The sequence below is a fragment of the Bacillus sp. AFS053548 genome, from assembly GCF_002575105.1.
GTDB lineage: Bacteria > Bacillota > Bacilli > Bacillales > Bacillaceae_G > Gottfriedia.
In genome coordinates, this window is sequence record NZ_NUHI01000014.1 from 35,974 (window position 1) to 59,913 (window position 23,940).

Sequence of the window (23,940 nt, forward strand, 5' to 3'; positions counted from 1 at the left end):
ATTTACGAGTTGCTTTAATAGCGACTCGTTTTTTTATCTTGGTACTTCAGTGAGTGTGCAATTAAAATAGCTCAAACTGCAGGTAAATCAATGTAAGTGCAAATGAAATAGTTAAAACTGCAAATTAAATTTTGTAATCTGCAAATAAGCTACCTATCATGAATAAATAGAATGAAAACCACAAAAATTAATAGAAATAATAATAACAATGACTTGAAAAATCGATTAAAACATGCAATTTACTGTAAAAATAGCTTAGAGAAGACGAAAAGTCCTTCTCTATTTTTATGGTAAAAATGTCAAAGGTGAGCATACGTGAATGATCTATAATAAAAAACATGAAAGTATTGAATCTTGTTCATACTAATGTTGGGGTGAAATACAACTATGATCCAAAATTTACTAGCTAGTTTTTTATTAATGACGCAATCAGTTGAACTTCCTGACAGCTTAACTGTTATTCAACAGGGCCATCCGATTGCCGTAATTAATCGTGAAGATTTTACCATGTCACTTCCAGGGACACCATTGATAAACGATAAAAAGTTTAATCAATTTATTGAAAAACTTGATCAACAAATTTACCGAAACCCTATAAATGCGACAATCAATGAACAAGGTAGGATTGTACCAGGACAGGTAGGATACAGACTTTATAAAAAAGAGTTTAGGGATAAATTTACTACATATTTTTATAGTAATGGACCTTTTAAAATTGAAGTACCAGAGTTAGATATTTATCCTAAAGTCGATAGTGAATTATTAGCTCATATAAGGATTCAACAAATTGGACAATATGTAACCTACTTTAATTCGAATAATAAAAGTCGGGTGCATAATATTTCACTTGCAGCAAAAGCAATTGATAATTACGTAGTTTTCCCAAATGAAGTTTTTTCTTTTAATAAGGTAGTAGGAGAGAGAAGTGGAGCAAAGGGATACAAACGTGCACCGATCATTGTAAGGGGTGAATTGTCTGAAGGAGTAGGAGGAGGTATATGTCAAGTGTCCTCTACTCTATTTAATGCAGTAGATCGCGCTGGTCTAAAAATTATTGAAAGATATACCCATAGTAGACGAGTTCCATATGTACCAGCTGGACGTGATGCTACTGTTAGTTGGTATGGACCAGACTTCCGTTTTCAAAATAAATATAATCAGCCAATTCTAATTCGAGCAAAACAATATGGCGGAAGTATGATTGTTACGCTTCATTCTTCAGATGTAATCAATTATGAAGTAAGAAATGTCCCTATAGCTCCAACTCGATTACCAGAAGAAATAAATACAGAAGATGACAAACATTCTTCAAATCCTTCTAGAAAAGGAAAAATAATTCCACCGCATAAGTCTGTAGGGGATTAAAAATTACTACATACTAAGTAAACCCCACAAGGGAAATTAAAAATCCTTGAGGGGTTTTTGTGTTTTTATGAAATAGAATCATTATGGATAAAAAATAATGAAAGTCTAATCTTTCAACACTAGACTTATAGAAACTAAGGATTTAGAATTATAAGAAAGATTTGAAAACAAAGGAGAATTGCATGACAAAAATAAATGTATTATTTGATTCGAAGGATATGGAACGAAATACATTACCTTATTACTACGATTACGGAAAGATCATTTCAACTATTCAAAGTCAGCTAATTGATACTTTTGGAGTAGATTTTCAAATGTATTCAGATGAAGATACTACAAATGAAATTTGGGAAATTCTAGAAGAAGATCTTAAAGAAGAATCGAGCGAAGTTCAATTAATCAGCCATATTTATAATGAGCTTGAAACAAAAACTATTTCTTCGAATCACACTGATAAAAAATTGGAACTGATCATTAAGCCAAGGGTTGAAAATGGATTGTATTATTATCCGAATTACGGAGTAGCTTTATCGAAAGCGATGATATTTGAAGCGGATAATCAATATAATAGAGACCTGATTTTTGCTAAAAATGATTCATGTCTTTCATCCTTTTTTCAATACGTACTAAAAAGAAAACGAGATTATATTAAAAATTATGTAACAGTCTATACAGATACAGATGATGGTGTAGAAACATCAATTGAAAATATTACCAAAATGGTTAGTAGAGAAGATGTATTTTTAGAAGAACCACTAAAACGAGAAATTTATCGATTAATAGATCATTTCTTTAATGAAGGTCGAGATTTCTTTAAAATATATGATATCCCATATAAACGAGGATTTTTATTATATGGAAATCCAGGAAATGGAAAAACAACATTAGTAAAATCAATTGCAAGTAGTATTAACGCACCTGTTGCATATTGGCAAATTACTGAATACACATCAAGTTACACAATTAAAGAGGTTTTTAGTTCAGTGTTAAAATTAACGCCAATGGTACTAGTTATCGAGGATATTGACAGTATGCCTCCTTCGGTTCGCTCAGTATTCCTAAACACAATCGATGGGGCAACTTCTAAAGAAGGTTTATTTTTAATTGGAACGACTAATTATCCTGAGAAAATCGATCCAGCTTTAATGAACCGCTCCGGTAGATTTGATCGAGCATATGAAATTAAACAACCAACAAAAGAAATGCGTTCTGATTATTTACAAAAGAAAAAATTAAATCGAATTTTAAACAATGAAGAATTACAGCTACTAATCGATTCGACGAATGACTTCTCTTATGCCCAATTAAATGAGTTATATATTTCAATCATAATTGAGTGGGACTGTGAACAAAAAGTAGATATCATTCGAGTATGCGACGAAATGAGATCAAGTTTACGTAAACAAAAAAAGCAAAATTGGGAAAAGAATCAAACTATGGGATTTTCTTTTGAATAATTGAGTTTACTCATTCATCGTGACTTAGTTATGAGAAGGAAAATACAAAAATAAGCTAATATAGTTCTTCATGAGGGTGTTATGAGGAAGTAAAATACAGAAAAAGGCTAGAATAGTTCCTCATGAGGATGTTATGAGGAAGTGAAATTCAAAAATAAGCTAGTATAGCTCCTCATGAGGATGTTATGAGGAAGTAAAATGCAAAAACAAGCTAGAATAGTTCCTCATGAGGATGTTATGAGGAAGTAAAATACAAAATAACGTCAGTGTAGTTCCTCATGAGCCAGTTACGAGTAAGTTAAAATCAAAATTACGCGCTAAATCTACTCATAAACCAGTTTGGAGTAAATTAATTTCATCATTATATCTCTAAAAAGATAGAAACTCGAAAAGAGCTTCTATCTTTTTTTCTTTTTATTTAATCTTGTCTGTAAAATATGCAATCCAATTACCTTTTCAATTTCAATCCAGTCTAATGAGTGAAAGTAATACAATCAAAAAATTTTAATACTTTTAATTCCATTTTTGAATAAAGTTAAACGAGGAAATATAGCTAATTTTCAGAAAAAGTAATTGAAAAACGACATCGGTGTCGTTATAATTAAATAAAAACGACACTAGTGTCGGTTTCGAGGGGGCTAAGCAAGGTGAAGGGTCTAAGGAATAATAAAGGTTTTTTAACATTAATGGCTGCTCAAGCGATTTCAAATATTGGTGATTGGTTAAGTATTGTCGCGATCATTACGCTTGTAGGGTTAAAATGGAATGCTTCGCCAATTGAAGTGTCATTTATCATTTTATGTCTCGCTGTTCCGATGGCTTTATTAGGACCTGTTGCGGGAACGATAGCAGATCGTTTTAGTAGGAAGCAATTGATGGTTTTATCTGACATTGTCCGTGCTGGATTATTTATTTTACTTGCATTAGCAAATACGCTGTGGATGGTTTATATTTGTTTGTTTACAATTGGATTGTTTTCTGCTGTTTTTAATCCTGCGAAAAATGGTAAGTTAAAGGAACTAGTTCCGAATGAAGAAATAAAGAGCGCGATGTCAATTACAGCTATGATTGACTCAGCTACAAAAATTTTCGGACCGATTTTGAGTGGGATCCTAGTTTCGGCAGCAGGAACAACGCCAGTATTTTATATTAATTCAGTATCATTTATTATCTCTGCAATCTTAATTTTCTTGCTTCCAAAAGTTGCCCAGCAGATTAAAGAAGAAAAAGTGAAAGATAAAGCTAAATCTTCCTATAAAACTGAATTTATGGAAGGCGTTTCATTTATTAAATCTAATACTCAAATTTTAGTCGGTATGTTATTTTTAGGTTTTAGTCTCTTAATCTTGCAGTTATCAGATTCGCAAATTATAGTTTTAATAAGGGAACTTAAACATGCGTCACCAGGTTTATTTGGCTATTTAGTAACTGGTTCTGGAGTAGGAATGTTTTTTTCTAGTTTAATTTTAGCGAAAAAAACTAATTATCGTGCCTATAATTTAATGTTAATTGGGGTTTTTGGAATCGGCCTTGGTTTTGGTATGATGGCTTTATTCACACATTTTAATCTCGATTTTTCAATTGTTTGGGCACCATTATTAGGTTTGTTTGCAGGATTTGCAGCTGGCTTAGTATTTGTTCCATTCCAGGCATCTGTTCAAGTCGATACCCCAGTTGAGTTAACTGGTAGAGTATTTGGCGTAATAGGAAGTGTTACCACAACCGCAACAATTATTGGACCTATATTAGGTGGATGGCTATCAACGGTGATAGGTGTCATTCCAACATTTATTATATCTGCATCACTTTTAGTATTTGTCTCACTAATAGGATTCTTAACGAAAAATAGAGTAGAGCGGGGGAAGAAAGATGTCTCCGAAAGTCAGCAAGGAGCACCAACAGCAACGTCGAACTAAAATTTTAGAAGCAGCAAAACAAGTGTTTATCGAAAATGGGTATGAAAGAACGACTATGAAGCATGTGATGGATGCATCAAATGTAAGTAGAGGTGGATTATATCAATATTTTGCTAATAAAGAAGAAGTGTTTGAATCACTTTTATATGAGTCACTATTGAGAGTGTCTGAAGAAACTAGTAAATTATTGAATCAACATGTTGATTCATATTGGGAATTACTTTTATTAAGAATGTTCGGTGAAAGCAGAGTGCCAAATGATCGAATGGATCCTTTGGCACCAGTTACTTTAGAGTTTTTCATAACTGGTAGAAATGATGAAAGAAGAAAAAAGTATGGGAAAGAACGATATTTTTATGGTATTAAAATCTTTTCTGATGTCATAAAAGAAGGTCAAAAAAACAAAGAATTTAGTAAAAAGTATGATAGTGAAATCTTAGCAAGAATGATTGTTTCATTTATTGATGGACTTGCACTAGACTATGCAATACTCTCAGCGGAAGAAATAATGATAAAAGAACAATCGATTTTGTTTATACAATTTTTAAAATTTGCTCTCGAATTAGAATGAAAATTCGGGATGTTTTTAAATTGACATCCCGAATAAAATTATTTATTTAACATGTTCCAGGTCTTTTCACCAACAATCCCGTCCGGTGTTAGACCAATCTGTTGTTGAAATAGCTTTACGGCATTTATAGTTTGTGTCCCAAAATGACCGTCTGGCGTAATGCCTAAAAGCTGTTGAATTGTAATAACATAAATATCTGAAGCTCCTATTTTAATTACATGCCCGGGATATTTTAATGAGTGATTCAATAAATGCCCTACATTTATTTTGAAATGATTAAAAATCTCGCTATATTTTACAAATGGGTATGGACAAGGTTTTCTAGTAACATCAAAATGACGCACTATATCTTTTAGAGTTAAATTAAACATTGAACATAAATCATTTACAACCATAACTGTTCGATTGATTGTCGTATTTGAAATACGATTATCCTTTTCAACACACATTTCAACTGATATCGATAATAAATTGGCATTTGGCTTTTATGCTTCTACACCTCGAAATGGTACACCATTCACATAAGTGTATTTTTCATTTGCATGGAATGTGACCTCATTTAAAGGGATGATACAAATTGCCTCTTTAGGATCCACAAAAATATGTGCCGAAGCATAAGATGGTTTTCGCCCTTGACTAATTGCCTCCGCATTTTGCCCAGGTAAAACCTCACCAAAATATTTATAATGTCCGTAAGCAGTCGCACCTGGATTAGCAGTCCAATGAATAACGAGTTTTTTAACTCCATTTAATTTTTGACCTCATCTTGTAAATTGATTAATTAGGATGAATTTATTTTTCCAACTTGGCATGAAGCAACCTCCTTATCGATATTTTTAAGGATTTTTAGTAATGAAGCTGTTGAATTACAATGGTCACTAATAATAGATTATGAACATTAAATTTTTATCATGTTGAAAATGGCCTCAATTCAAGGTTAAAAGAAGGTATACAATTAAATTGATTGAATTCATATAAGTGAAGCAAATGTTTACTAAAAATGGTGAATGAGTTTAGGAGGTACCAAATGACAGAGGTAAAAAAAACTAAAATCAAAAATTCATTGGAATATGTATGCTTACGTTAATAATTTTGATGAATTAAATTTGCTATTTGATGAATTAAAAACAAATGGAGACATAATCGTTATTGAGCCTAAATTAAGCGAATTTGATTGGGAGTTTAGAAGGAGTTTTTGGTAAGAGACTTGGACGGTTATGTAATTGGATTCGGAACAGGGGATAAAATTGAAAACTAAGAATATGGCTATACTAATGGTGACCAAAGGAGTGATTAGATGAATTTTCGATCAAAGGAACAAATTTTAATGGAGCAGCCTTCAATAGAAAGAAAAATAGAATTTAGAGGTAATAAATACAAATTAGTTGATACAGTTCATGATGTTTCGCACGGTGGTTTTGATGATCTTACATGTTATACATACCGAAATGAAACGGAAAACGCGGATATATTGCTATATGTGCAAAAAGGAAAAATCGTAATTGTTGAACCTTAAGAATAGGATTTTAGACTGTCCTGTATATACAGGCAGTTTTTATTTGTTTTGGGACTAATATGATGACATTTAGAGATATTAAGTGAAACGGTAGATTTGAAAAAATAGGGGGCATGTGGATTGAAAAAAATTATACTTTTATTCTCAATTCTTTTCTTAACTGCTTGTTCGCATAATAACGGTGCAGTTGAATCATTAAAAAAAGAATATCCTAAAACGATAAAACAAGTAGTAGATCAATTACCTAAAGATGTACAAAAAGAACTAGTTGTACCAGAAAAGATACCGTTTAGAGCAAAGGATGTCACAATGGATGTACAAAAAAATCAAAAAAATGGAGCTATTAATGCTACCTCTTTTAATTATTCTAATGAAGAAGTAGAGGTCACAATGTTTGTCATCACTTATCATAATAAAAAACCTTCCTTCCCAGATGAACAACAACCATTAAAAACAACCAAATTAAAAGATGGTACAAAAGTTTTGATTGTTGCTGATGATGATAATACAAAAACAATTCGTTGGAAGAAAGACGGGCTTTATCATTCAATTTCACTTCTTTTTTCAGAAGAAACTGGTAAACAATACACTATTCGAGATTTAATAAAAACTGCGGATTCGATGAGTAAATAATTAAAGAGACCGCCAAACAAATGACGGTCATTTTTTTACACATTAAGAAAGTATAATTTGGCAAACGGAGAAGAAAAATCCACGTAGAGGTCAGTGCAACTACGCCCTCTGACTTCTATTAACGGCTCGCTAATCGGCGAGTTTTCTTTATGAATTTTTAACTTCATTAAGAGCTTCAGTATTTGATTTGCTAGGAGCAAAATAGCCTTCTGAATTAACTGCAGCTGGTGTAGGTTGCCCTTTATTTTTGTTCTTCTTTTTTACATGTGGATTTTGATTGTGACCCATGAATATCACCTCCAAATTTAGTATGTGCTATATTTCCAACTTACTTTCGAAATTGTTATTAACAAAAAGTGGGAAGATTGCTAGGCAATTTTCTTCTCTTTTTGGGTATGTTTTCTTGAACGGTTAAGAATTAGTAAAGCTAATATTGAAAAGAAGATGGGACCTGCAATCATCCAGATTGTTGAGTTGTAATCACCTTCAATAGCCGGTTGAATGATCGTAAAAAAGTTTGCAAATCCAACTACTAAAATAACGAGAATGCTTACAAATAAAGCAGATGAATTTGATTTTAAAATTTGGAATGGTTTATCGATTTGATCATTCCTTTTAAACATTGGATAAGCAATACCTAAAAATATATAAGGTAATGTCATTGAAACATTCGTCATTAAAGTTATTTTATTAAAAAATGATGATGCTCCTTCACCCCCAAAGGATGTTAGGACGATAATGATTGAAACAATTGCGAATTGTACCCACATTGCATTGACAGGCATACCTTTTTCATTTGTGTCTGAGAATTTTGTCGGCCATAAGTATTTTGGTGTGCCTTTAATGATGGTTTTTATTGGTGCATAAATTAATGTGAAAAAAGCACCAGTATATGCAAGAAACATTGATAAGCCAGTAATTCTTGCAAACCAAATACCAATTAGATCGGCAGTCTGTGTTGATAAATTAAAAGCTTTTCCAAGTTCTAATCCTAAATTGTACATTAGAACATATGTTATGTTCCCTAAATTTGTGGTGCTTGCACTTAAATCATTTGACCAGTTAATAAAGATCCCTACTAAAAAAATGCCTAACGAATATCCTACTGAAATAATAATTGCTGAAATTGTAATCCCCTTCGGAAAATTTCGTTCAGCGTTTTCCGTTTGATCAACTAATCCACCAATTGCTTCTAAACCGCCATATGCAAAGATTGCAAATACAACAAATGATAAGATTGCGAGGGTAGATAGATAATTTGGATTAGGTGAGTGAGCAAAAGCTGATGAAAAAATTTTGATTGGTTGAGCAAATTTTCCTCCATTAAATATAAAAATAAGGATACTGGTGATTAGCAACACAATATTTAATGAGAAAACAGTAACCCCACCAATGGTTGTTACTTTGCTAATACTTTCAATACCCTTTGAAGCGAAATATGTCACAATTAACATCCAAAGTAATGCTAATAAGCCAATCGATTGAGTTGAAGAAAGTCCAAATAATGATAGGGATTGCGTTTTGTCACTACCAAAAATAAACGTTGATAGTGGAATCCAAACCTTTGAAGAGACACTAACCATATAAATTACGTAAGAAGAGAACCACATAAAGGTACCGATAAAAGCGAATTTAGGTCCAACTGAATCTGCCATCCATGTATAAATTCCACCTTCAGAATGCTTATATGCAGCTCCGAACTCAGCCATCATAAAAGCAAAAGGAATAAAAAACGTAATAGCTGAGAGTAAATACCATGGAATTGCACTATATCCCATTAAATAAAAGGCTGTAGGTATATTTCCAAAACCATATACAGTTGTAAAAACCATTAAAATTAAGCCAACAAGTGAAAGTTTTTTATTCAAGATCTCACCTCAGGTAATTAGTCGATTATAATTGAATAGTAATATTTTCTTCAATAATCGGTAAATTATGAGGACATAACAAACGCACCAGTATTACTATTTTTTAGAAATAATATGGAATAGTTTCATTCCATTTTTCAAACGCTAAGTTGATTAATAATATTTAAAATGGTTTGTGTAAAAGAGAAAGGATGAAATAAATGAGCTTAAATGAAGTTTTATTTAGGGTTATATGCTCATTTTTTGTATTATTTATTTTAACGAGGTTAATGGGGAAGAAGGAAATTAGTCAATTAGATGTTTTTACATTTATAACGGCTATTACAATAGGGAATATAGCTGCATCAATTTCGGCAGATAAAACATTAGATGTTGGGGATGGCATAATTGGATTAGTTGGCTGGGCAGTTTTAACAATTATAATGGGTTATTTAAGTTTGAAATCTAAGACTGCACGAAAGTTTATACTTGGAGAGCCAATAATCTTAATTAGACAAGGAAAAATAATGGAAAATGCATTAAAAAAAGCTAGATTAGATACAGAACAATTTCAAGGAATGCTACGTAATGAAAATATTTATTCGTTAAAAGATGTAGAATACGCTATATTTGAAATTGATGGAAGTCTATCTATAATGAAAACAAAAGATGTTAAAACGAAGAAAAATAAAACATGGAAAAAAACATTATTATTTCCAACTTCAACAGCGGTGGTATCTGATGGGGAAATAAATGAAGATGCGTTATCAAATTTAAACTTGGATAAAAAATGGTTAATGTCTCAACTCGAAAGGGTAGGCATAAAATCGGTTTCAGAAGTTTTTTTTGTTGAAGTACAAACCGATGGGTCTTTATATATCGATTACCGAGAAGATCATTTCAATGAAGAAGAAAATTAATTGACTCACATCCTAAAGTGGATATGAGTCAATTTAGTTTTTATCTAATTATTCGTAAATCGGTACCCAGCCTTCAGTAGTAACAAACAATCGAACAGCAACTACTTTAAGATCTTCTGCTAACGTGAAGTAATGGCGTACATTTGGTGGTACAGAAATTAAATCTCCAGGATTCAAATTAACATGGAAAAATCCTTCATTTCCTTCGATAATAAACGTACCGTGACCGCTAACAATGAAGCGAACTTCGTCATCTGTATGATGATGCTCACGGTTGAAGTTTTTAAGTAATTCGTCAAGATTTGGAGTTGCTTCTGAAAGAGTAATAATATCACTCGCTAAATAGCCACGTCTTGATGAAATACTGTCGATTTCAGCTTTAAAAGTTTCAAGAATCGCTGCTTTTTCATCATCTGATAAACTAAACTTTTCTTGTAACGAACTATGTAATTGTTCGATATTCCAATTTTCGTAAATTACACCTTGTTCTTCTAAATATGCTTTTACTTCAACATCACTTGTAATATGATAATCTTTTTTTTCTACCCAAATTGTTGCCATTCTTCATTCCTCCAAGTTAGTTCTTTATAAATGTATTTTTTTGTATACCTTGCAATGCATATTGGAATAGAAACTCATAAGCTTCTAAATGTTTCTTAGCCTCAAATGCTGATTCGGCCCATACTGTTATACCATGATTATGAATTAATACAGCACCATGATCATTCTTAATATGTGGAAGAAATTCATTTGCAAGAGTAGGGATATGCGCATAATTTTTTATAATTGGAATTGTAATTTCTGCATTTTCTTCCCATAGTCCTAATGCTTTAATAATTTCGATACCAGAAAAAGATAACTCATCTTGATATGGAAAATCCTTTGTTATAAAGTTATTTGCTAAAGTGTGTACATGAAGAACGCATTTTGCATTAGTGTGTTGATAAATTAGACGATGTAAAATGGCTTCAGCTGAAGGTTTTTTTGATTCATCCCAAACAGATTGGTCAAATTCATTAACGAGTAAAAAATCGTCATAAGTATGTTTAGTTTTATCTTTACCACTAGTTGTAACTAAAAAGTTTAAAGGCTCCTCATTTACTTTAATTGATAAATTTCCGCTAGTTCCTAAAAACCAATCTCGATCAGCTAGTACTTTTTTTACTTCGCGTATTTCATCATAATGCTTGAAAAAGTCCTTCATACTAACACCTCCTTCTCTAATGAAGCTCGAATATCATAGAAATTTTCAAAAGGAATGAAATGTAAAGATAGTTCTTCACATTTATCTTTTAAGAAATCTCGAGCAAAAATTAAATTGGCTTCTTTTGCAATTTGTAAGTCAGTAATTGAATCGCCAATGACAATGATAAAATCATTTGATTCACTAAACTTTCTTTTAACAGATGGTTTACACATTCCACAATCATTCGTACAGTTTTCATCACAAGAGTGATCCCAATGAATTTTTACAGTTTGACCTGTAAAGTCAGTACGATTACATAAGATATCTGAAGATGGAAGATAATTCGCTAAAATTGGATGAACGAAAAAATCTAGTCCGCCACTTACAACTTTTAACTCATATTGTTGAGCGCTTACAAATTGAATAAAATCGCTAAAACCATATCGAATGACAGTACGATCAATTACAAAATCGGTCATTTCTTGTTTTTTCGTTGAAGGAATCGTAGCAAACATTTTCTCTACGCCTTCTCGAATTGATATATTGCCATTTAATACTTCACTTGTTAATTCACTTACTGAAGGTGGAGCAAATTCTTTAATTAAATTAACGATATTGTCTCCCTCAGTAATTGTTCCATCAAAATCACAAAAAATCTTTATTGCCATTGTTGTTTACCCCCAAAGTTGTAATGCTTTTTGTAGTGATGTATTTGGAAGTGCGTAGTCTTTTAGCTCAACTCCAGACAATGTTGCTGAAATTGCTTCTCTAAATGCATTACCTCCACCGATTGGTCCATCCGGATGACCATGAACACCGCCGCCAGCGTTGATGACTTGCTCAATTCCAAAATCTTGAATTAATTGAGGCACTAGTCCTGGGTGAATTCCAGCAGAAGGGACTGGGAAAGTCTCTTTTAATCCATTTGATACTGTTAAATTTTCAGCGATTTTTAAAGCTGTCTCTTTTTGTAATGCAACTGATCCATATGGTGAAGGGAATAGACTAAAATCTGCACCAGCAATTCGTAAAAGTTTCCCTAGTAATAATCCTGCGTCAATTCCATAAATTGGTGATGATGTAAACGCCCCCGATACAGCAGGATGAGCCATAATTGGAATATTAATTGATGGATCTTCTGCCAAATCTTGAAGGACATCAATTCCATACGAGAACACATTTAATAAAAACACATCAGCACCAGCTTCTGCAGCACGTAATGCTTTTTCTTTTAAATCATATGTACGGCCAGTTAAATTCACCGCATATAATGTTTTGTGTCCTGTTTTCTCATAAACTTGGTTCAAAATATTTTTTCCGTGAGTGACGCGATCCGTAATAGATGTAATCGTGTCAAAAAGAATCTCGTCATCTTTAATTAAATCAACGCCACCTAAAGCTTGCTTTTTTAATTCCTCTGAAATGTATCTAATATCTCTGCCGATAATTGATTTGAAAATGCTCATTAATAAAGGTCGATCATATACATCCAATTTCTCTCGAATGCCTTTAATACCAAATTTTGGACCCGGAAAAAGATTTAAAATGTCGTCAGTAAAATTTAAATCAATTAGTTTAATTTCACCATCAAGGGATAGCTTACCGAAAACGGTTGTTAAAATAGCTGGAAGATCAGCTGAAAAATTTAAGCTAGGATAATAGATTTCAATAATCCCTTTTGTCGGTTTATACCCTAAAAAGTTAACGATATTCTCTTCGCAATCTAATTCATGAACTGAAAGAACTTTGCCTTTATGCTTTTGTAATTGTATTTGATCATTTTGAGGTAAAGACGTCCAAGAACCAACCGTTAAACCTAGTGCGATTGACTCTGCCTTTTTTTCTAAATGATGATTTTTATCATAAACTTGGTAAGTTGCTATTACTCCACTCATCTCAAAACCTCCAAAAAGTTTTAATCAAACAAAAAACCTCTCCACTAAGGAGAGGTTTACCTACACCTTATCTGTCAGCAAATGCTGCGAGAATTAGCACCGTACTAGTTAACTAGCCGGTTGCCGGGTTTCATCGGGCTCGGTCCCTCCACCTACTCTGAATAAAGTAATATTTAATTTTGAATTCTTAATCTAATCGCATTATTTCATGAACAATCGCAATTGTCAAACATTAAATTTTGAAAATATTTCAATCTCTTTTAATCTAGCAACTGCTTCCTTCAATCGATCAGCATCTGATAATAGCCCGACTCTTACATAACCTTCACCATATTCTCCAAATCCATTTCCTGGAGCGACTGCGATATGAGCCTTTTCAAGTAATAGATCAGCAAATTCCTGTGAAGTAAAACCAGATGGAATTTTTAACCATGCAAAAAACGAGCCTGCTGGTGCAGTTACTTCCCATCCAATTTCGTGACAGCCGCTAATAAATACATTTCTACGTTCTTCATAAAGTGCCAATAGTTGTTTGACACTTTCTTGAGATTCAGTAAGCGCAACAGCGGCAGCTTCTTGAACAGCAGGGAAGATGCTAACGTAAAGATGATCCTGTAATAGATTAATTGCAGAAATAACCTCTTTATTTCCAACTGCAAAACCAATTCTCCAACCAGCCATATTATACGTTTTAGAAAGGGTATAAATTTCAATCCCGCACTCCTTTGCCCCAGGCGTTTGAAGATAACTTAAAGGTTTTTTGCCGTCAAAACCAAATGCGCCGTAAGCAAAATCATGACAAACTGTAATCTGATTATTTTTTGCAAGCTCAACTGTTTCTTTAAAAAATTCTTCAGTTGCTATAGCACCTGTGGGATTATTTGGATAATTGATAAATAATATTTTACTAGCACCTAAAACATCCTGAGGAATTGATTTATAATCTGGTAAAAATTGATTTTCTTCAAGTAATGGAAGCATATATGGGACTGTTTTTGAAAGAGATATACCCGATAAATAGTCTGGATAGCCTGGGTCAGGAACTAAAATTGTATCCCCTGCGTCACATAAACAAAGTGGTAGCTCAACTAATCCAGCTTTTCCACCGAATAAGATAGCTACTTCTTCCTCTGGGTCTAAATCAACATCATACTCTCGTTTATAAAATTCTACAACAGCATTTTTAAGAGAGCTCATTCCTCTAAACGGAGAATAACGATGAGTTAAAGGGTTTTCAACAGACTTTTGTAATGCTTTTATAATATGGTCGGGTGTAGGTTGATCAGGATTTCCTTGACCAAGATTAATTACATCATGACCATTACTTATTGACTGATTCACTTTTTGGACTAGTGAAGCAAAAAATTGTTTTGGTAAATTGTTTAATAGTTTACTATGATTCAAGTTAATCACTCCAAAAATATAATAAAATTAATTTGAATAGATCGTTTCTTAATCGAATGATTTTCATGAACGACTGTTGCAATAACTTTCACCATCATATATGCTCGATTTAAAAATGTCTATAAAATTTAGAATAGGGTGAATAAATTGTGATTAAAATTGCGTGTATTCAATCTGACGTTATTTTAGGTGAATCAAAGTCTAATTTAGAGAAAATGAAAACTCAAATAAACGAAGCTGTTAAAGAAAATGTCCGTATAATCGTATTACCGGAATTATGGACAACAGGCTATTGTCTGGAAGAAATTGGTTTGCACACAGATGAACAAGAAGCGGTTATTTCTGAACTTCAGTCAATCGCAAAATCAAAAAACGTAATTTTGATTGCTGGTTCGTTCCCAATTGCAAGAGAAAAAGGTGTAACGAATACGTTAATTGTTATTAACAGTACTGGTGAATTAGTAAAAACATATGATAAAGTTCACTTATTCCAGTTAATGAACGAGCATCACTATCTACAATCAGGTGAAACAGATGGTCTCTTTGAAATCGATGGATTAACGGTTGCAGGTTTCGTTTGCTATGATTTGCGTTTTCCTGAATGGATTGGAGCGCATTCTCAAAAAGGTGCAAAAGGTTTATTTTTTGTTGCTGAATGGCCAATTCAAAGAATGAATCATTGGGAAATCTTATTAAAAGCAAGAGCAATCGAAAATCAGTGTTATGTCGTTGCTTGTAATCGAGTAGGAAAAGATTTAGCGAATACATTTGGTGGAGGATCGATGATCATTGACCCTTGGGGAGAAGTAGTTACCAAAGGCAGCACGAATGAAGAAATCGTTTTTGGCGAAATTGATCCGAAAAAAGTCGATGAAATACGCGGTACAATCCCTATTTTTGAAGACAGAAAAGAAGAAATTTACAAAAAGTTTTAAAAAAATAATTGACAAATTTAAAATCTATAAACTAAAATACGATTATAAAATCAAATATGCGAACTCTTATTTCGAGTAGGCGGAGGGATTTGGCCCGACGATGCCCAGCAACCGACCGTAATACCATTGTGAAATGGGGCGTATTGTATACGCCTGAGCTTAAATGCTCAGTAAGGCACGGTGCTAATTCCAACAGAAAAGAAATTTTCTGGTAGATAAGAGACGAAAGCCAATTAGTATTGCCTCTTTTCGTCTCGGAAAAGAGGCTTTTTATTTTGCAAAATTCAAAGGGGATGAATTTAGTGACTGTCATTGAACGAAAAGAATATAGACCATTAACAGAAGCAACTGCAATAACTTATTTACAAAAACTTGGCTATTTTAAAAATGAACTATGTGAAAGTATAGAAATCGGGGATGGAAATTTAAATTTAGTGTTTAAAGTTAATCCAGTAGGAAGCGAGAAAGGGTTAATTATAAAACAGGCTCTGCCATATGCAAAAGTTGTTGGTGAAAGCTGGCCACTTACATTAAAGCGAGCTACGATCGAGAGTAATGCGACAAAAATATACAATGAGCTAATCCCACTACATGCACCAAAAATTTTAGAACATGATGAAGAACAAGCCGTAACTGTAATGGAGGACCTTTCTCACTTGCAAATTTTACGAAAAGGTTTCATTGAGAAAAAAAGCTATCCGTTTTTAGCTGAACATATCGGTGAATTTTTAGCAAAGTCTCTATTTTTCACTTCAGACTTCGGAACTTCACCAGCTAAGAAAAAAGAGCTAGAGTATCTTTTTAATAATCCAGACTTATGTGATATAACAGAAAATCTTGTTTATACAGATCCATTTTTTAACAGTGAAACAAATAGTTTTGAAGAAGAATTAACAGAAGAAATTCAAGAACTATGGAATGATGCAGATCTACAAATTGAGGTTGCGAAACTAAAATTAGATTTCTTATCGAAAAAAGAAGCTTTATTACATGGTGATTTACATACGGGAAGCATTTTCGTATCTGAAACAGAAACAAAAATAATTGACCCGGAATTTGCATTTGTCGGACCAATCGGATTTGATTTAGGGCAAATTCAGGCAAATTTACTTTTTCAACTTTTCAGCCGTACTGAACTAAAAGACGAAATTATTGAACACATTTTAAACATTGAAAAAGTTTTTAATGAAACATTTATTCGATTATGGGAAGAGCATAGTGTTAGACCGTTTAACCAAATAGCTCTAATTAAAGAAAAACTAGAAGGATATTGGGTGGATGCAATTGGGGTTATTGGATGTGAATTAATCCGAAGAAGTATCGGTCTTGCTCACGTTGAAGATATTGATTCACTGGAACATAATCAAAAAATTGAAGCAAAGAAAAAAGTCTTAAAATTCGGAGTTTATTGTATAAAAAATAGATTTACTATTAGAAATATTGGAAATTTACTTAATGGATTGGAGTAATAATCGATGACTACATTACAGCAAATACCTGAATCATTACAATGGAACGGTGAAAGTTTAAAAATTTTAGACCAAACAAAATTACCAATTGAAATACACTATTTGGATGCAACGACATTATTAGATGTACGTGAAGCAATCGTAAAATTACAAGTAAGAGGAGCACCAGCGATTGGTTTAGCAGCTGCATATGGACTTTATTTAGGTGTTCGAGAAATCAAAACTGAACAAATTGATGAATTTCATCAACAAGCACGATTATTAGCGGATGAACTAATTAGTGCTAGACCAACTGCAGTAAATTTAGCATGGGCTGTTGAAAAACTAATTGGCTCTAGTAAAGAAGCAGTGACTGTATCTGAAGCTAAATTAATCATCATGGAAGAAGCGATTAAATTACATGTAGCTGATGAGGCAACTTGCAAGGAAATCGGTGAAAACGCTTTAACATTATTACATGACGGTGCAACAGTTTTAACTCATTGTAACGCAGGGAGTATTGCGACAAGTCGATATGGAACAGCTTTAGCTCCACTTCACTTAGCAAAAGAAAAAGGTTGGGAAATTTCAGCTTATGCAACAGAAACAAGACCAGTATTTCAAGGTGCAAGACTGACATCTTGGGAATTGAACCAAAGTGGTATCCCTGTTACATTATTAACTGATAATATGGTCGGCTACTTATTACAAAATCAAAAAGTTGATGCAGTTATTGTTGGAGCTGATCGCATTACTGCAAATGGAGACACTGCAAATAAAATTGGAACATTACAATTAGCGATTTTAGCAAACTTTTACCAAATCCCATTTTATGTAGCAGCTCCTTTATCAACAATTGATTTATCAATCGAATCAGGGAATGAAATTGTCATTGAACAACGCGATCGTACTGAAGTAACGCATATCGGAAATGTTCAAATTGCCCCTGAAGGAATCGATGTACTAAACCCAGCGTTTGACGTGACGCCGAATGAATTAATAACGGCGATTATTACTGAAAAAGGAATTGTTTCTAGCGATTATAAAGAAACGTTTAAAAGTTGGGAGCAATAGTAATTTAATTCAACGCAAAAGTCCTTCAACTTATTATTGAGGGACTTTTGATCGATTAATGATTGCATTTAAAAGAGAAAAAACGATTTCCGTTTATTAGTTAAGTTCTTCCCTAGGAAATAGTTAAAAAGAGCAGTTTTACTCATTCTTGTACAATTTTAAAACTTAATTAGTAAAAGATTGGGTAGGTAATGTTAAGTTGTGATTAAAAATATAAAAAGCCCAATTAACTAGCTTTTGAGTTTCGAAATATACGTTTATGTGAACCCGAATCTTCTATTAATATAGAAACTATATGAAATTTTGAATAACAAAAGAAAACATATTAAAGCCAATCCTTACTTGTAGGGATTGGCTTTTTTTAGCACAGCATGCTTTAATCATAAAAAAAGTATTTCTATTTTAACTAATTGGTATAAATTGATTAATGAAATTATCTATCTTTTACTTCAATATTATAAAAATCATATAACTTTTCAATGGATGAACTGGACAAAAGAGGTATCGACCTCTTAACCAATTCTCTATCCCAATCAAACCAACGCATTTCCATTAGTTTATTAATTTCTGAATCAGTGAACCGTTTCTTTATTTCTATTGCAGGATTTCCACCAACTATTGTATATGGAGGGACGTTCTTAGTTACGACAGAACCTGCTGCAACGATTGCCCCTTCACCAATTGTAACACCAGGCATTATAATAGCGTTCATACCAATCCAGGCATCGCTTTTAATAACTGTATCATCTTTTGGTTCATAAGATTGTCCTATTTGTTCAACAAATGGATAAACTGTGATCCATTCTGAATGGTGGTTATGATTACCACCCATTAAAATGACAACTCCACTTGCAATACAAACATAATTTCCAATAATGAGTTTATCTAGATGCCAACCAAACTGTTCAATTGGATTGAAGAGTTCTTGGGATTTAGCATCACCCCATAAATACCTTACACAGCCATCTTCAAAATTTTGATTACCATAATACCCTGAATAATAGGAATACTCCCCTACTTCAATGAGCGGATTTGTCACTATATCTTTTATATACTTTGTTTCAGACCAATGATTAAAAAATGGATGATTCATAATTATATATTCCTCGCTTCTAAGTATTGTAGATTCTAGAACTTACTTAGAAGCTTAATACCACAGCGACATTTTTAAACTTTTTCAAACGACGAATCATTATCTTCAGCCTTTCTGTTAGCGTAAAAAAAATCATAACTTAATAAATTACTTTAGTCAAATTGTAAAATTATGTACTTAAACTAATCGTGCATTAGTTTAAGATTAGCTGCTAAAATGAGTCTTTTTTATTAAAGTAAATGACAGGATAGTTGAACAAAAAAGCATAATTACGAAGAGGGAAATGGTAAAATAAGGTAAAATTTATTATGCTACCACTGATAAGTCTTCTTAGCGAAAACAATCATGCGATATTTACTTAATAATCGTATGAAATAGAATAGGAGAAAAGTTAAAATGGATCTAAATATAACTAAAGATTTAAATGAGAAAGATAAGGAATATATTAATAGTAGTTTGTATGAATTTAACTAAAACATTTTCCTGAAGATTTAAGGGGCAGATATCAAGAGATTAATTTATTTCTTAAGGATGAAAATGGTAATGTACGTGGCGGGATATTAGGTGAGATTTGCTGGAATTGGTTAGAGATTCATACTTTTATGATTGATGAAGATATTCGAAAACTAGGATATGGAACCAAATTGTTACTTGAAGTTGAACAAATTGCACTTAAAAAGAATTGTGATTTCATAAAGGTAGATACTTTGAGTTTCCAGGCTTTAGATTTTTATAAGAAGTTCGGCTATCAAGTTTATGGAACTCTTGATAAAGTTGGGAGAGATTATGAGCATTTCTTCTTAAAAAAAGATTTATCATGTTAAAGTTCTTATTGGATACCATATCAGTTTCAATTAGGGACATTCAAATGAATCCAAGCTAAAATAACGATCAAAAAATAATCGTATTTAATCATATATGAAGAGAATACAAACCCTTATAATCTCCAAACTAATGGAGATTATTTTTTTTAATAAAATAGTAGAATTTTACCTAATATTGCATAGAATAAAAAACAAATATTTTCATGTTAGATTTTCTAACATCGTATTGACAGGTTATCTAACATGAAATAAAATACTTATAGATGAACGAAAGGAGCATTGCTATGAATGATCAAGTAAGACGCTCAACGCCACTTTTCCCAATCGGAATAGTCATTTCGTTAACTGAATTATCTGCAAGACAAATTCGATATTATGAAGAGCATGATTTAATTCGTCCAGCTCGTACTGAAGGTAATCGTAGATTATTTTCTTTCAATGATGTCGATCGATTATTAGAGATAAAAACTTTTATAGAACAAGGCTTGAATTTAGCAGGAATTAAAGAAGTACTCAATTTAAAATCGTCAGAAAAATCCAAAGAAACAGTGGTTCAACAAGTCATTGTTGAAAAATCAATATCCGATGAACAGCTTCGAAAAATGCTTCGTCAAGAGTTATATCAAAATGGTAAATTAGGTAGAACTTCTTTACGACAAGGAGATATGTCTCGATTCTTTCATTAAGTTATTGATTAAGTCCGGATTATTCTAGCTTTTATATTTATATGGGGGGAAATATAAATGAAAAAGGAAACGATTTTAAATAGTGTTGAAGAACACAGTCTTGAATTTGTACAGTTATTTTTTACAGATGTAGAAGGGGTTTTCAAACATTTAGAACTACCAATCACACAAATTGAAAAAATACTTAATAATGAAACTATGTTTGATGGCTCTAGTATTAACGGATTCACAAGAATTGAAGCAAGTGATATGATGCTTTTCCCAGATTTGAATACTTGGAAAGTCGATACTAACGAAAAAGTTGGACTCTTCATTTGCGATGTTTATTATCCGAATGGTACACCTTTTGAAGGTGATCCAAGAAATGTGCTTAAACGAGCAATTGAAAAAGCGACTGAAAAGGGATTTACTTCTTTTAATGTAGGACCTGAACCTGAATTCTTCTTATTTAATAAGGAAGGAAATCAGTTAGTTCCAAATGACAATGGTGGATATTTTGATGTAGCCCCCCTAGATAAAACAGTTACAATACGACGTGAAATTACGAAAGCACTTCAGGCTTTAGGTTTAGAAGTTGAGGCTTTACATCACGAAGTTGCAATCGGTCAACATGAGATTGATTGGAAATACGCACCAGGATTACAAACAGCTGATAATATTCAATTATTTAAATATACAGTTAAAACAATTGCTGAAAAAAATGGTTTAGTTGCTACTTTCATGCCAAAACCAATTTTTGGAGAAAATGGCTCAGGTATGCATTGTCATATGAGTCTAGGAAATGATAATGGTAATGCCTTTTATGATCAGCATGATTCAATTGGATTATCTGAAACAGCACGACAATTTATTGCAGGTGTTTTAACACATGCTCGTGCAAATGCTTCAGTTACAAATCCAACAGTTAATTCATATAAACGTTTAGTTCCAGGCTATGAAGCACCAGTTTATGTAGCTTGGTCACAAAGTAATCGTACATGTACAATTCGTATACCAGCTGCAAGAGGTGCAGGTACTAGAATCGAAGTACGAAATCCAGACCCATCTGCAAATCCTTATTTAGCTTTAGCTGTTCTATTATCTGCAGGCTTGGATGGTGTTGAAAGAAAATTAACACCTCCAGTCGAGCGTAGTGAAAACCTGTATTTGATGGATGATGTAACTAGAAAAGCAGAAGGTATTGAAACATTGCCTGGAAGCTTACTAGAAGCAGTTACAGAACTTGAAAACAGTGAATTCCTGCAGCAAGTTTTAGGAAAACATGTATTTTATTCATTCCTTCAAAATAAAAAAGAAGAATGGGATGCATATCGATTACGTGTATCAGAATGGGAAAAAGAAACATATTTAAACTGCTAATCACTAAACTTAAAATAAAAAAATAGAAAAGTGGAAGTAGGATCTCTCTACTTTTCTATTTTAAAGTGTGTTAGACTAATTTTGTTTGTTGCATACGAAAGGGGAACTTTTATAATGGCTAAGTTTACAAAAGAAGATATTTTCCGTATTTCAAAAGAACAAAACGTAAAGTACATACGTCTACAATTTACGGATTTACTAGGGATTATCAAAAACGTTGAAATTCCAGTAAGTCAGCTTGAAAAAGCTTTAGACAATAAAATGATGTTTGACGGTTCTTCAATTGAAGGATTCGTTCGTATCGAAGAGTCAGATATGTATTTATTCCCAGATTTAGACACTTGGGTAGTATTCCCATGGACTGCTGAAAAAGGAAAAGTAGCTCGTTTAATCTGTGATATTTACAATGCAGATGGCACTCCATTTGAAGGAGATCCTCGTAATAACTTAAAACGTATGTTAAAAGAAGCGGAAGCTTTAGGCTTCACAGATTTCAACTTAGGGCCTGAGCCAGAATTCTTCTTATTTAAATTAGATGAAAAAGGCGAGCCAACTCTTGAATTAAATGATAAAGGCGGTTACTTCGACTTAGCACCAACTGATTTAGGTGAAAACTGCCGTCGTGATATCGTTCTTGAACTTGAAGAAATGGGCTTTGAAATCGAAGCATCTCACCACGAAGTAGCTCCAGGACAACATGAAATTGATTTCAAATATGCTGGTGCAATCAAAGCTTGTGATGACATTCAAACATTTAAATTAGTTGTAAAAACAATCGCTCGTAAACACGGTTTACACGCTACTTTCATGCCAAAACCACTATTTGGTGTAAATGGTTCAGGTATGCACTGTAACTTATCGTTATTTACAAATGGTAAAAACGCATTCTACGATGAGACTGGTGAATTAGGTTTAAGTGAAACTGCACGTCATTTCATCGCAGGGATCTTAAAACATGCTCCAAACTTTACAGCTGTTACAAACCCAACTGTAAACTCATACAAACGTTTAGTACCTGGCTATGAAGCTCCATGTTACGTTGCTTGGTCTGCAAGAAACCGTAGTCCACTAATTCGTATTCCTGCATCTCGTGGCTTAAGCACACGTGTAGAAGTACGTTCAGTTGACCCAGCTGCAAACCCATACTTAGCATTATCAGTATTATTAGCAGCAGGTTTAGACGGAATCAAAAATAAATTAGAAGCTCCAGCTCCAGTAGACCGTAACATCTACGTTATGTCTAAAGAAGAGCGTGAAGAAGTTGGAATCATCGATTTACCAGCAACTTTAGCAGCTGCACTTGATCTATTAAAAACTGACGAAGTAATCGTTGGTGCTCTAGGATCACACTTATTCGAACACTTTGTAGAAGCAAAAGAAATCGAATGGGATATCTTCCGTACTCAAGTTCACCCTTGGGAAAGAGATCAATACATGTCAGTATATTAATGAAATCAACCCTTGACGCTATTGGCGTTGAGGGTTTTTTATTTATGGGCAGTTTGTTGGTTGTTTATTAATTATTTTTATTGCCCGTAAATCGCCAAATTTCTTAGCATATAATTTACTTGAAAATGATCAAACAAAAGAAGTACATAGTTATAGTTTTAATGATGATAAAGGATTTGAACTAACATTTAGAAAAACAGCTGAAACGAATGGGTACTGGACGTATAAGGATGGTCAAAAAGATGATTATAGTGTGGTAAATGTTTCGTTAGATATTAATCCTATAAATGTAGAAATACGATAGGACTTTATATTCGTTTAAGTTGAAAATAATGTTGTAATCCCTAAAAAAGAGTATTTAA

The 23,940-nt window shown here is 32.8% G+C and carries 22 protein-coding genes, 1 pseudogene and 2 riboswitches; of the genes and pseudogenes, 14 read left to right on the forward strand and 9 right to left on the reverse strand.

Going from position 1 to position 23,940, the window contains the following annotated elements:
• Nucleotides 1-387 precede the first annotated feature (387 nt).
• The 4 genes from CN946_RS07465 to CN946_RS07480 all read left to right on the forward strand — a co-directional run bounded on the left by CN946_RS07465 (nucleotide 388) and on the right by CN946_RS07480 (nucleotide 5,309).
• Entirely contained in the window at nucleotides 388-1,365 is a 978-nt protein-coding gene (locus tag CN946_RS07465) for a VanW family protein (protein WP_098860571.1), read from the forward strand.
• A gap of 182 nt (nucleotides 1,366-1,547) precedes the next feature.
• Complete coding sequence (locus CN946_RS07470; protein WP_286133857.1) at nucleotides 1,548-2,822, forward strand: ATP-binding protein; 1,275 nt, start codon at nucleotides 1,548-1,550, stop codon at nucleotides 2,820-2,822.
• Between the two features lie 647 nt (nucleotides 2,823-3,469).
• Nucleotides 3,470-4,738, forward strand: a complete 1,269-nt coding sequence (locus tag CN946_RS07475) for an MFS transporter (RefSeq protein ID WP_286133859.1) — start codon at nucleotides 3,470-3,472, stop codon at nucleotides 4,736-4,738.
• The gene (locus CN946_RS07480; RefSeq protein WP_098860572.1) at nucleotides 4,692-5,309 is read left to right on the forward strand and encodes a TetR/AcrR family transcriptional regulator; all 618 of its coding nucleotides are present in this window, start codon (nucleotides 4,692-4,694) and stop codon (nucleotides 5,307-5,309) included. Before CN946_RS07475 ends, CN946_RS07480 begins: the two co-directional genes overlap by 47 nt.
• A gap of 38 nt (nucleotides 5,310-5,347) precedes the next feature.
• On the opposite strand, the gene CN946_RS23980 is transcribed toward CN946_RS07480, so the two are convergent.
• Nucleotides 5,348-5,758 carry a peptidoglycan recognition protein family protein gene (locus CN946_RS23980; protein ID WP_098860573.1) on the reverse strand — a complete coding sequence of 137 codons (411 nt, stop codon included), beginning with the start codon at nucleotides 5,756-5,758 and terminating at the stop codon, nucleotides 5,348-5,350.
• 848 nt (nucleotides 5,759-6,606) lie between these two features.
• Here CN946_RS23980 and CN946_RS07490 point away from each other — a divergent pair.
• Nucleotides 6,607-6,825, forward strand: coding sequence for a hypothetical protein (locus CN946_RS07490; protein ID WP_098860574.1), 219 nt, complete (start codon nucleotides 6,607-6,609; stop codon nucleotides 6,823-6,825).
• 120 nt (nucleotides 6,826-6,945) lie between these two features.
• On the forward strand, nucleotides 6,946-7,458 hold the full coding sequence (locus tag CN946_RS07495; RefSeq protein ID WP_098860575.1) for a membrane lipoprotein lipid attachment site-containing protein: 513 nt from the start codon (nucleotides 6,946-6,948) through the stop codon (nucleotides 7,456-7,458).
• A 147-nt stretch (nucleotides 7,459-7,605) separates the two neighbouring features.
• On the opposite strand, the gene CN946_RS23360 is transcribed toward CN946_RS07495, so the two are convergent.
• Both CN946_RS23360 and yjeM read right to left on the reverse strand, forming a co-directional pair.
• Complete coding sequence (locus CN946_RS23360) at nucleotides 7,606-7,746, reverse strand: hypothetical protein (protein ID WP_175403438.1); 141 nt, start codon at nucleotides 7,744-7,746, stop codon at nucleotides 7,606-7,608.
• Between the two features lie 80 nt (nucleotides 7,747-7,826).
• Nucleotides 7,827-9,326: a glutamate/gamma-aminobutyrate family transporter YjeM gene (yjeM, locus tag CN946_RS07500; RefSeq protein ID WP_286133860.1), complete on the reverse strand. Its 1,500-nt coding sequence runs from the start codon at nucleotides 9,324-9,326 to the stop codon at nucleotides 7,827-7,829.
• Nucleotides 9,327-9,526: 200 nt separating this feature from the next.
• Between yjeM and CN946_RS07505 the strand changes: the two genes are divergently transcribed.
• Complete coding sequence (locus CN946_RS07505; protein WP_098860576.1) at nucleotides 9,527-10,225, forward strand: DUF421 domain-containing protein; 699 nt, start codon at nucleotides 9,527-9,529, stop codon at nucleotides 10,223-10,225.
• A gap of 48 nt (nucleotides 10,226-10,273) precedes the next feature.
• On the opposite strand, the gene CN946_RS07510 is transcribed toward CN946_RS07505, so the two are convergent.
• From CN946_RS07510 to CN946_RS07530, 5 genes are all read right to left on the reverse strand, one after another.
• Entirely contained in the window at nucleotides 10,274-10,786 is a 513-nt protein-coding gene (locus CN946_RS07510; protein ID WP_098860577.1) for a cupin domain-containing protein, read from the reverse strand.
• Between the two features lie 16 nt (nucleotides 10,787-10,802).
• Entirely contained in the window at nucleotides 10,803-11,429 is a 627-nt protein-coding gene (locus CN946_RS07515) for a methylthioribulose 1-phosphate dehydratase (RefSeq protein WP_098860578.1), read from the reverse strand.
• A complete protein-coding gene (locus CN946_RS07520; RefSeq protein WP_098860579.1) occupies nucleotides 11,426-12,079 on the reverse strand; it encodes a 2-hydroxy-3-keto-5-methylthiopentenyl-1-phosphate phosphatase in 654 nt (217 codons plus the stop codon). The genes CN946_RS07515 and CN946_RS07520 overlap by 4 nt, the downstream gene beginning before the upstream one ends.
• A gap of 6 nt (nucleotides 12,080-12,085) precedes the next feature.
• Nucleotides 12,086-13,306, reverse strand: coding sequence for a 2,3-diketo-5-methylthiopentyl-1-phosphate enolase (locus CN946_RS07525; RefSeq protein ID WP_098860580.1), 1,221 nt, complete (start codon nucleotides 13,304-13,306; stop codon nucleotides 12,086-12,088).
• A gap of 64 nt (nucleotides 13,307-13,370) precedes the next feature.
• Nucleotides 13,371-13,474: riboswitch (SAM riboswitch) on the reverse strand.
• Between the two features lie 57 nt (nucleotides 13,475-13,531).
• Nucleotides 13,532-14,716, reverse strand: coding sequence for an aminotransferase class I/II-fold pyridoxal phosphate-dependent enzyme (locus CN946_RS07530; RefSeq protein WP_483295377.1), 1,185 nt, complete (start codon nucleotides 14,714-14,716; stop codon nucleotides 13,532-13,534).
• A gap of 146 nt (nucleotides 14,717-14,862) precedes the next feature.
• Between CN946_RS07530 and CN946_RS07535 the strand changes: the two genes are divergently transcribed.
• From CN946_RS07535 to mtnA, 3 genes are all read left to right on the forward strand, one after another.
• Nucleotides 14,863-15,645: a carbon-nitrogen family hydrolase gene (locus tag CN946_RS07535; RefSeq protein ID WP_141546879.1), complete on the forward strand. Its 783-nt coding sequence runs from the start codon at nucleotides 14,863-14,865 to the stop codon at nucleotides 15,643-15,645.
• A 63-nt stretch (nucleotides 15,646-15,708) separates the two neighbouring features.
• A riboswitch (SAM riboswitch) is annotated at nucleotides 15,709-15,867 on the forward strand.
• A gap of 53 nt (nucleotides 15,868-15,920) precedes the next feature.
• Nucleotides 15,921-17,114 (forward strand): S-methyl-5-thioribose kinase, encoded by a 1,194-nt coding sequence (gene mtnK, locus CN946_RS07540; protein ID WP_286133862.1) that lies wholly within the window; start codon nucleotides 15,921-15,923, stop codon nucleotides 17,112-17,114.
• 6 nt (nucleotides 17,115-17,120) lie between these two features.
• The gene (gene mtnA, locus CN946_RS07545; protein ID WP_098860582.1) at nucleotides 17,121-18,167 is read left to right on the forward strand and encodes an S-methyl-5-thioribose-1-phosphate isomerase; all 1,047 of its coding nucleotides are present in this window, start codon (nucleotides 17,121-17,123) and stop codon (nucleotides 18,165-18,167) included.
• 433 nt (nucleotides 18,168-18,600) lie between these two features.
• Here the strand turns inward: mtnA and CN946_RS07550 are convergent, their stop codons facing one another.
• On the reverse strand, nucleotides 18,601-19,260 hold the full coding sequence (locus CN946_RS07550; RefSeq protein ID WP_098860583.1) for a CatB-related O-acetyltransferase: 660 nt from the start codon (nucleotides 19,258-19,260) through the stop codon (nucleotides 18,601-18,603).
• 396 nt (nucleotides 19,261-19,656) lie between these two features.
• Here CN946_RS07550 and CN946_RS07555 point away from each other — a divergent pair.
• The 4 genes and pseudogenes from CN946_RS07555 (at nucleotide 19,657) to glnA (ending at nucleotide 23,578) form a co-directional block, all read left to right on the forward strand.
• Nucleotides 19,657-20,084 (forward strand): annotated as a pseudogene (locus tag CN946_RS07555) (GNAT family N-acetyltransferase).
• Nucleotides 20,085-20,368: 284 nt separating this feature from the next.
• Nucleotides 20,369-20,770, forward strand: a complete 402-nt coding sequence (locus CN946_RS07560; protein WP_056470089.1) for a MerR family transcriptional regulator — start codon at nucleotides 20,369-20,371, stop codon at nucleotides 20,768-20,770.
• A 57-nt stretch (nucleotides 20,771-20,827) separates the two neighbouring features.
• Complete coding sequence (locus CN946_RS07565; RefSeq protein ID WP_176547246.1) at nucleotides 20,828-22,129, forward strand: glutamine synthetase family protein; 1,302 nt, start codon at nucleotides 20,828-20,830, stop codon at nucleotides 22,127-22,129.
• Between the two features lie 114 nt (nucleotides 22,130-22,243).
• Complete coding sequence (glnA, locus tag CN946_RS07570) at nucleotides 22,244-23,578, forward strand: type I glutamate--ammonia ligase (protein ID WP_098860584.1); 1,335 nt, start codon at nucleotides 22,244-22,246, stop codon at nucleotides 23,576-23,578.
• Nucleotides 23,579-23,940: the final 362 nt, after the last annotated feature.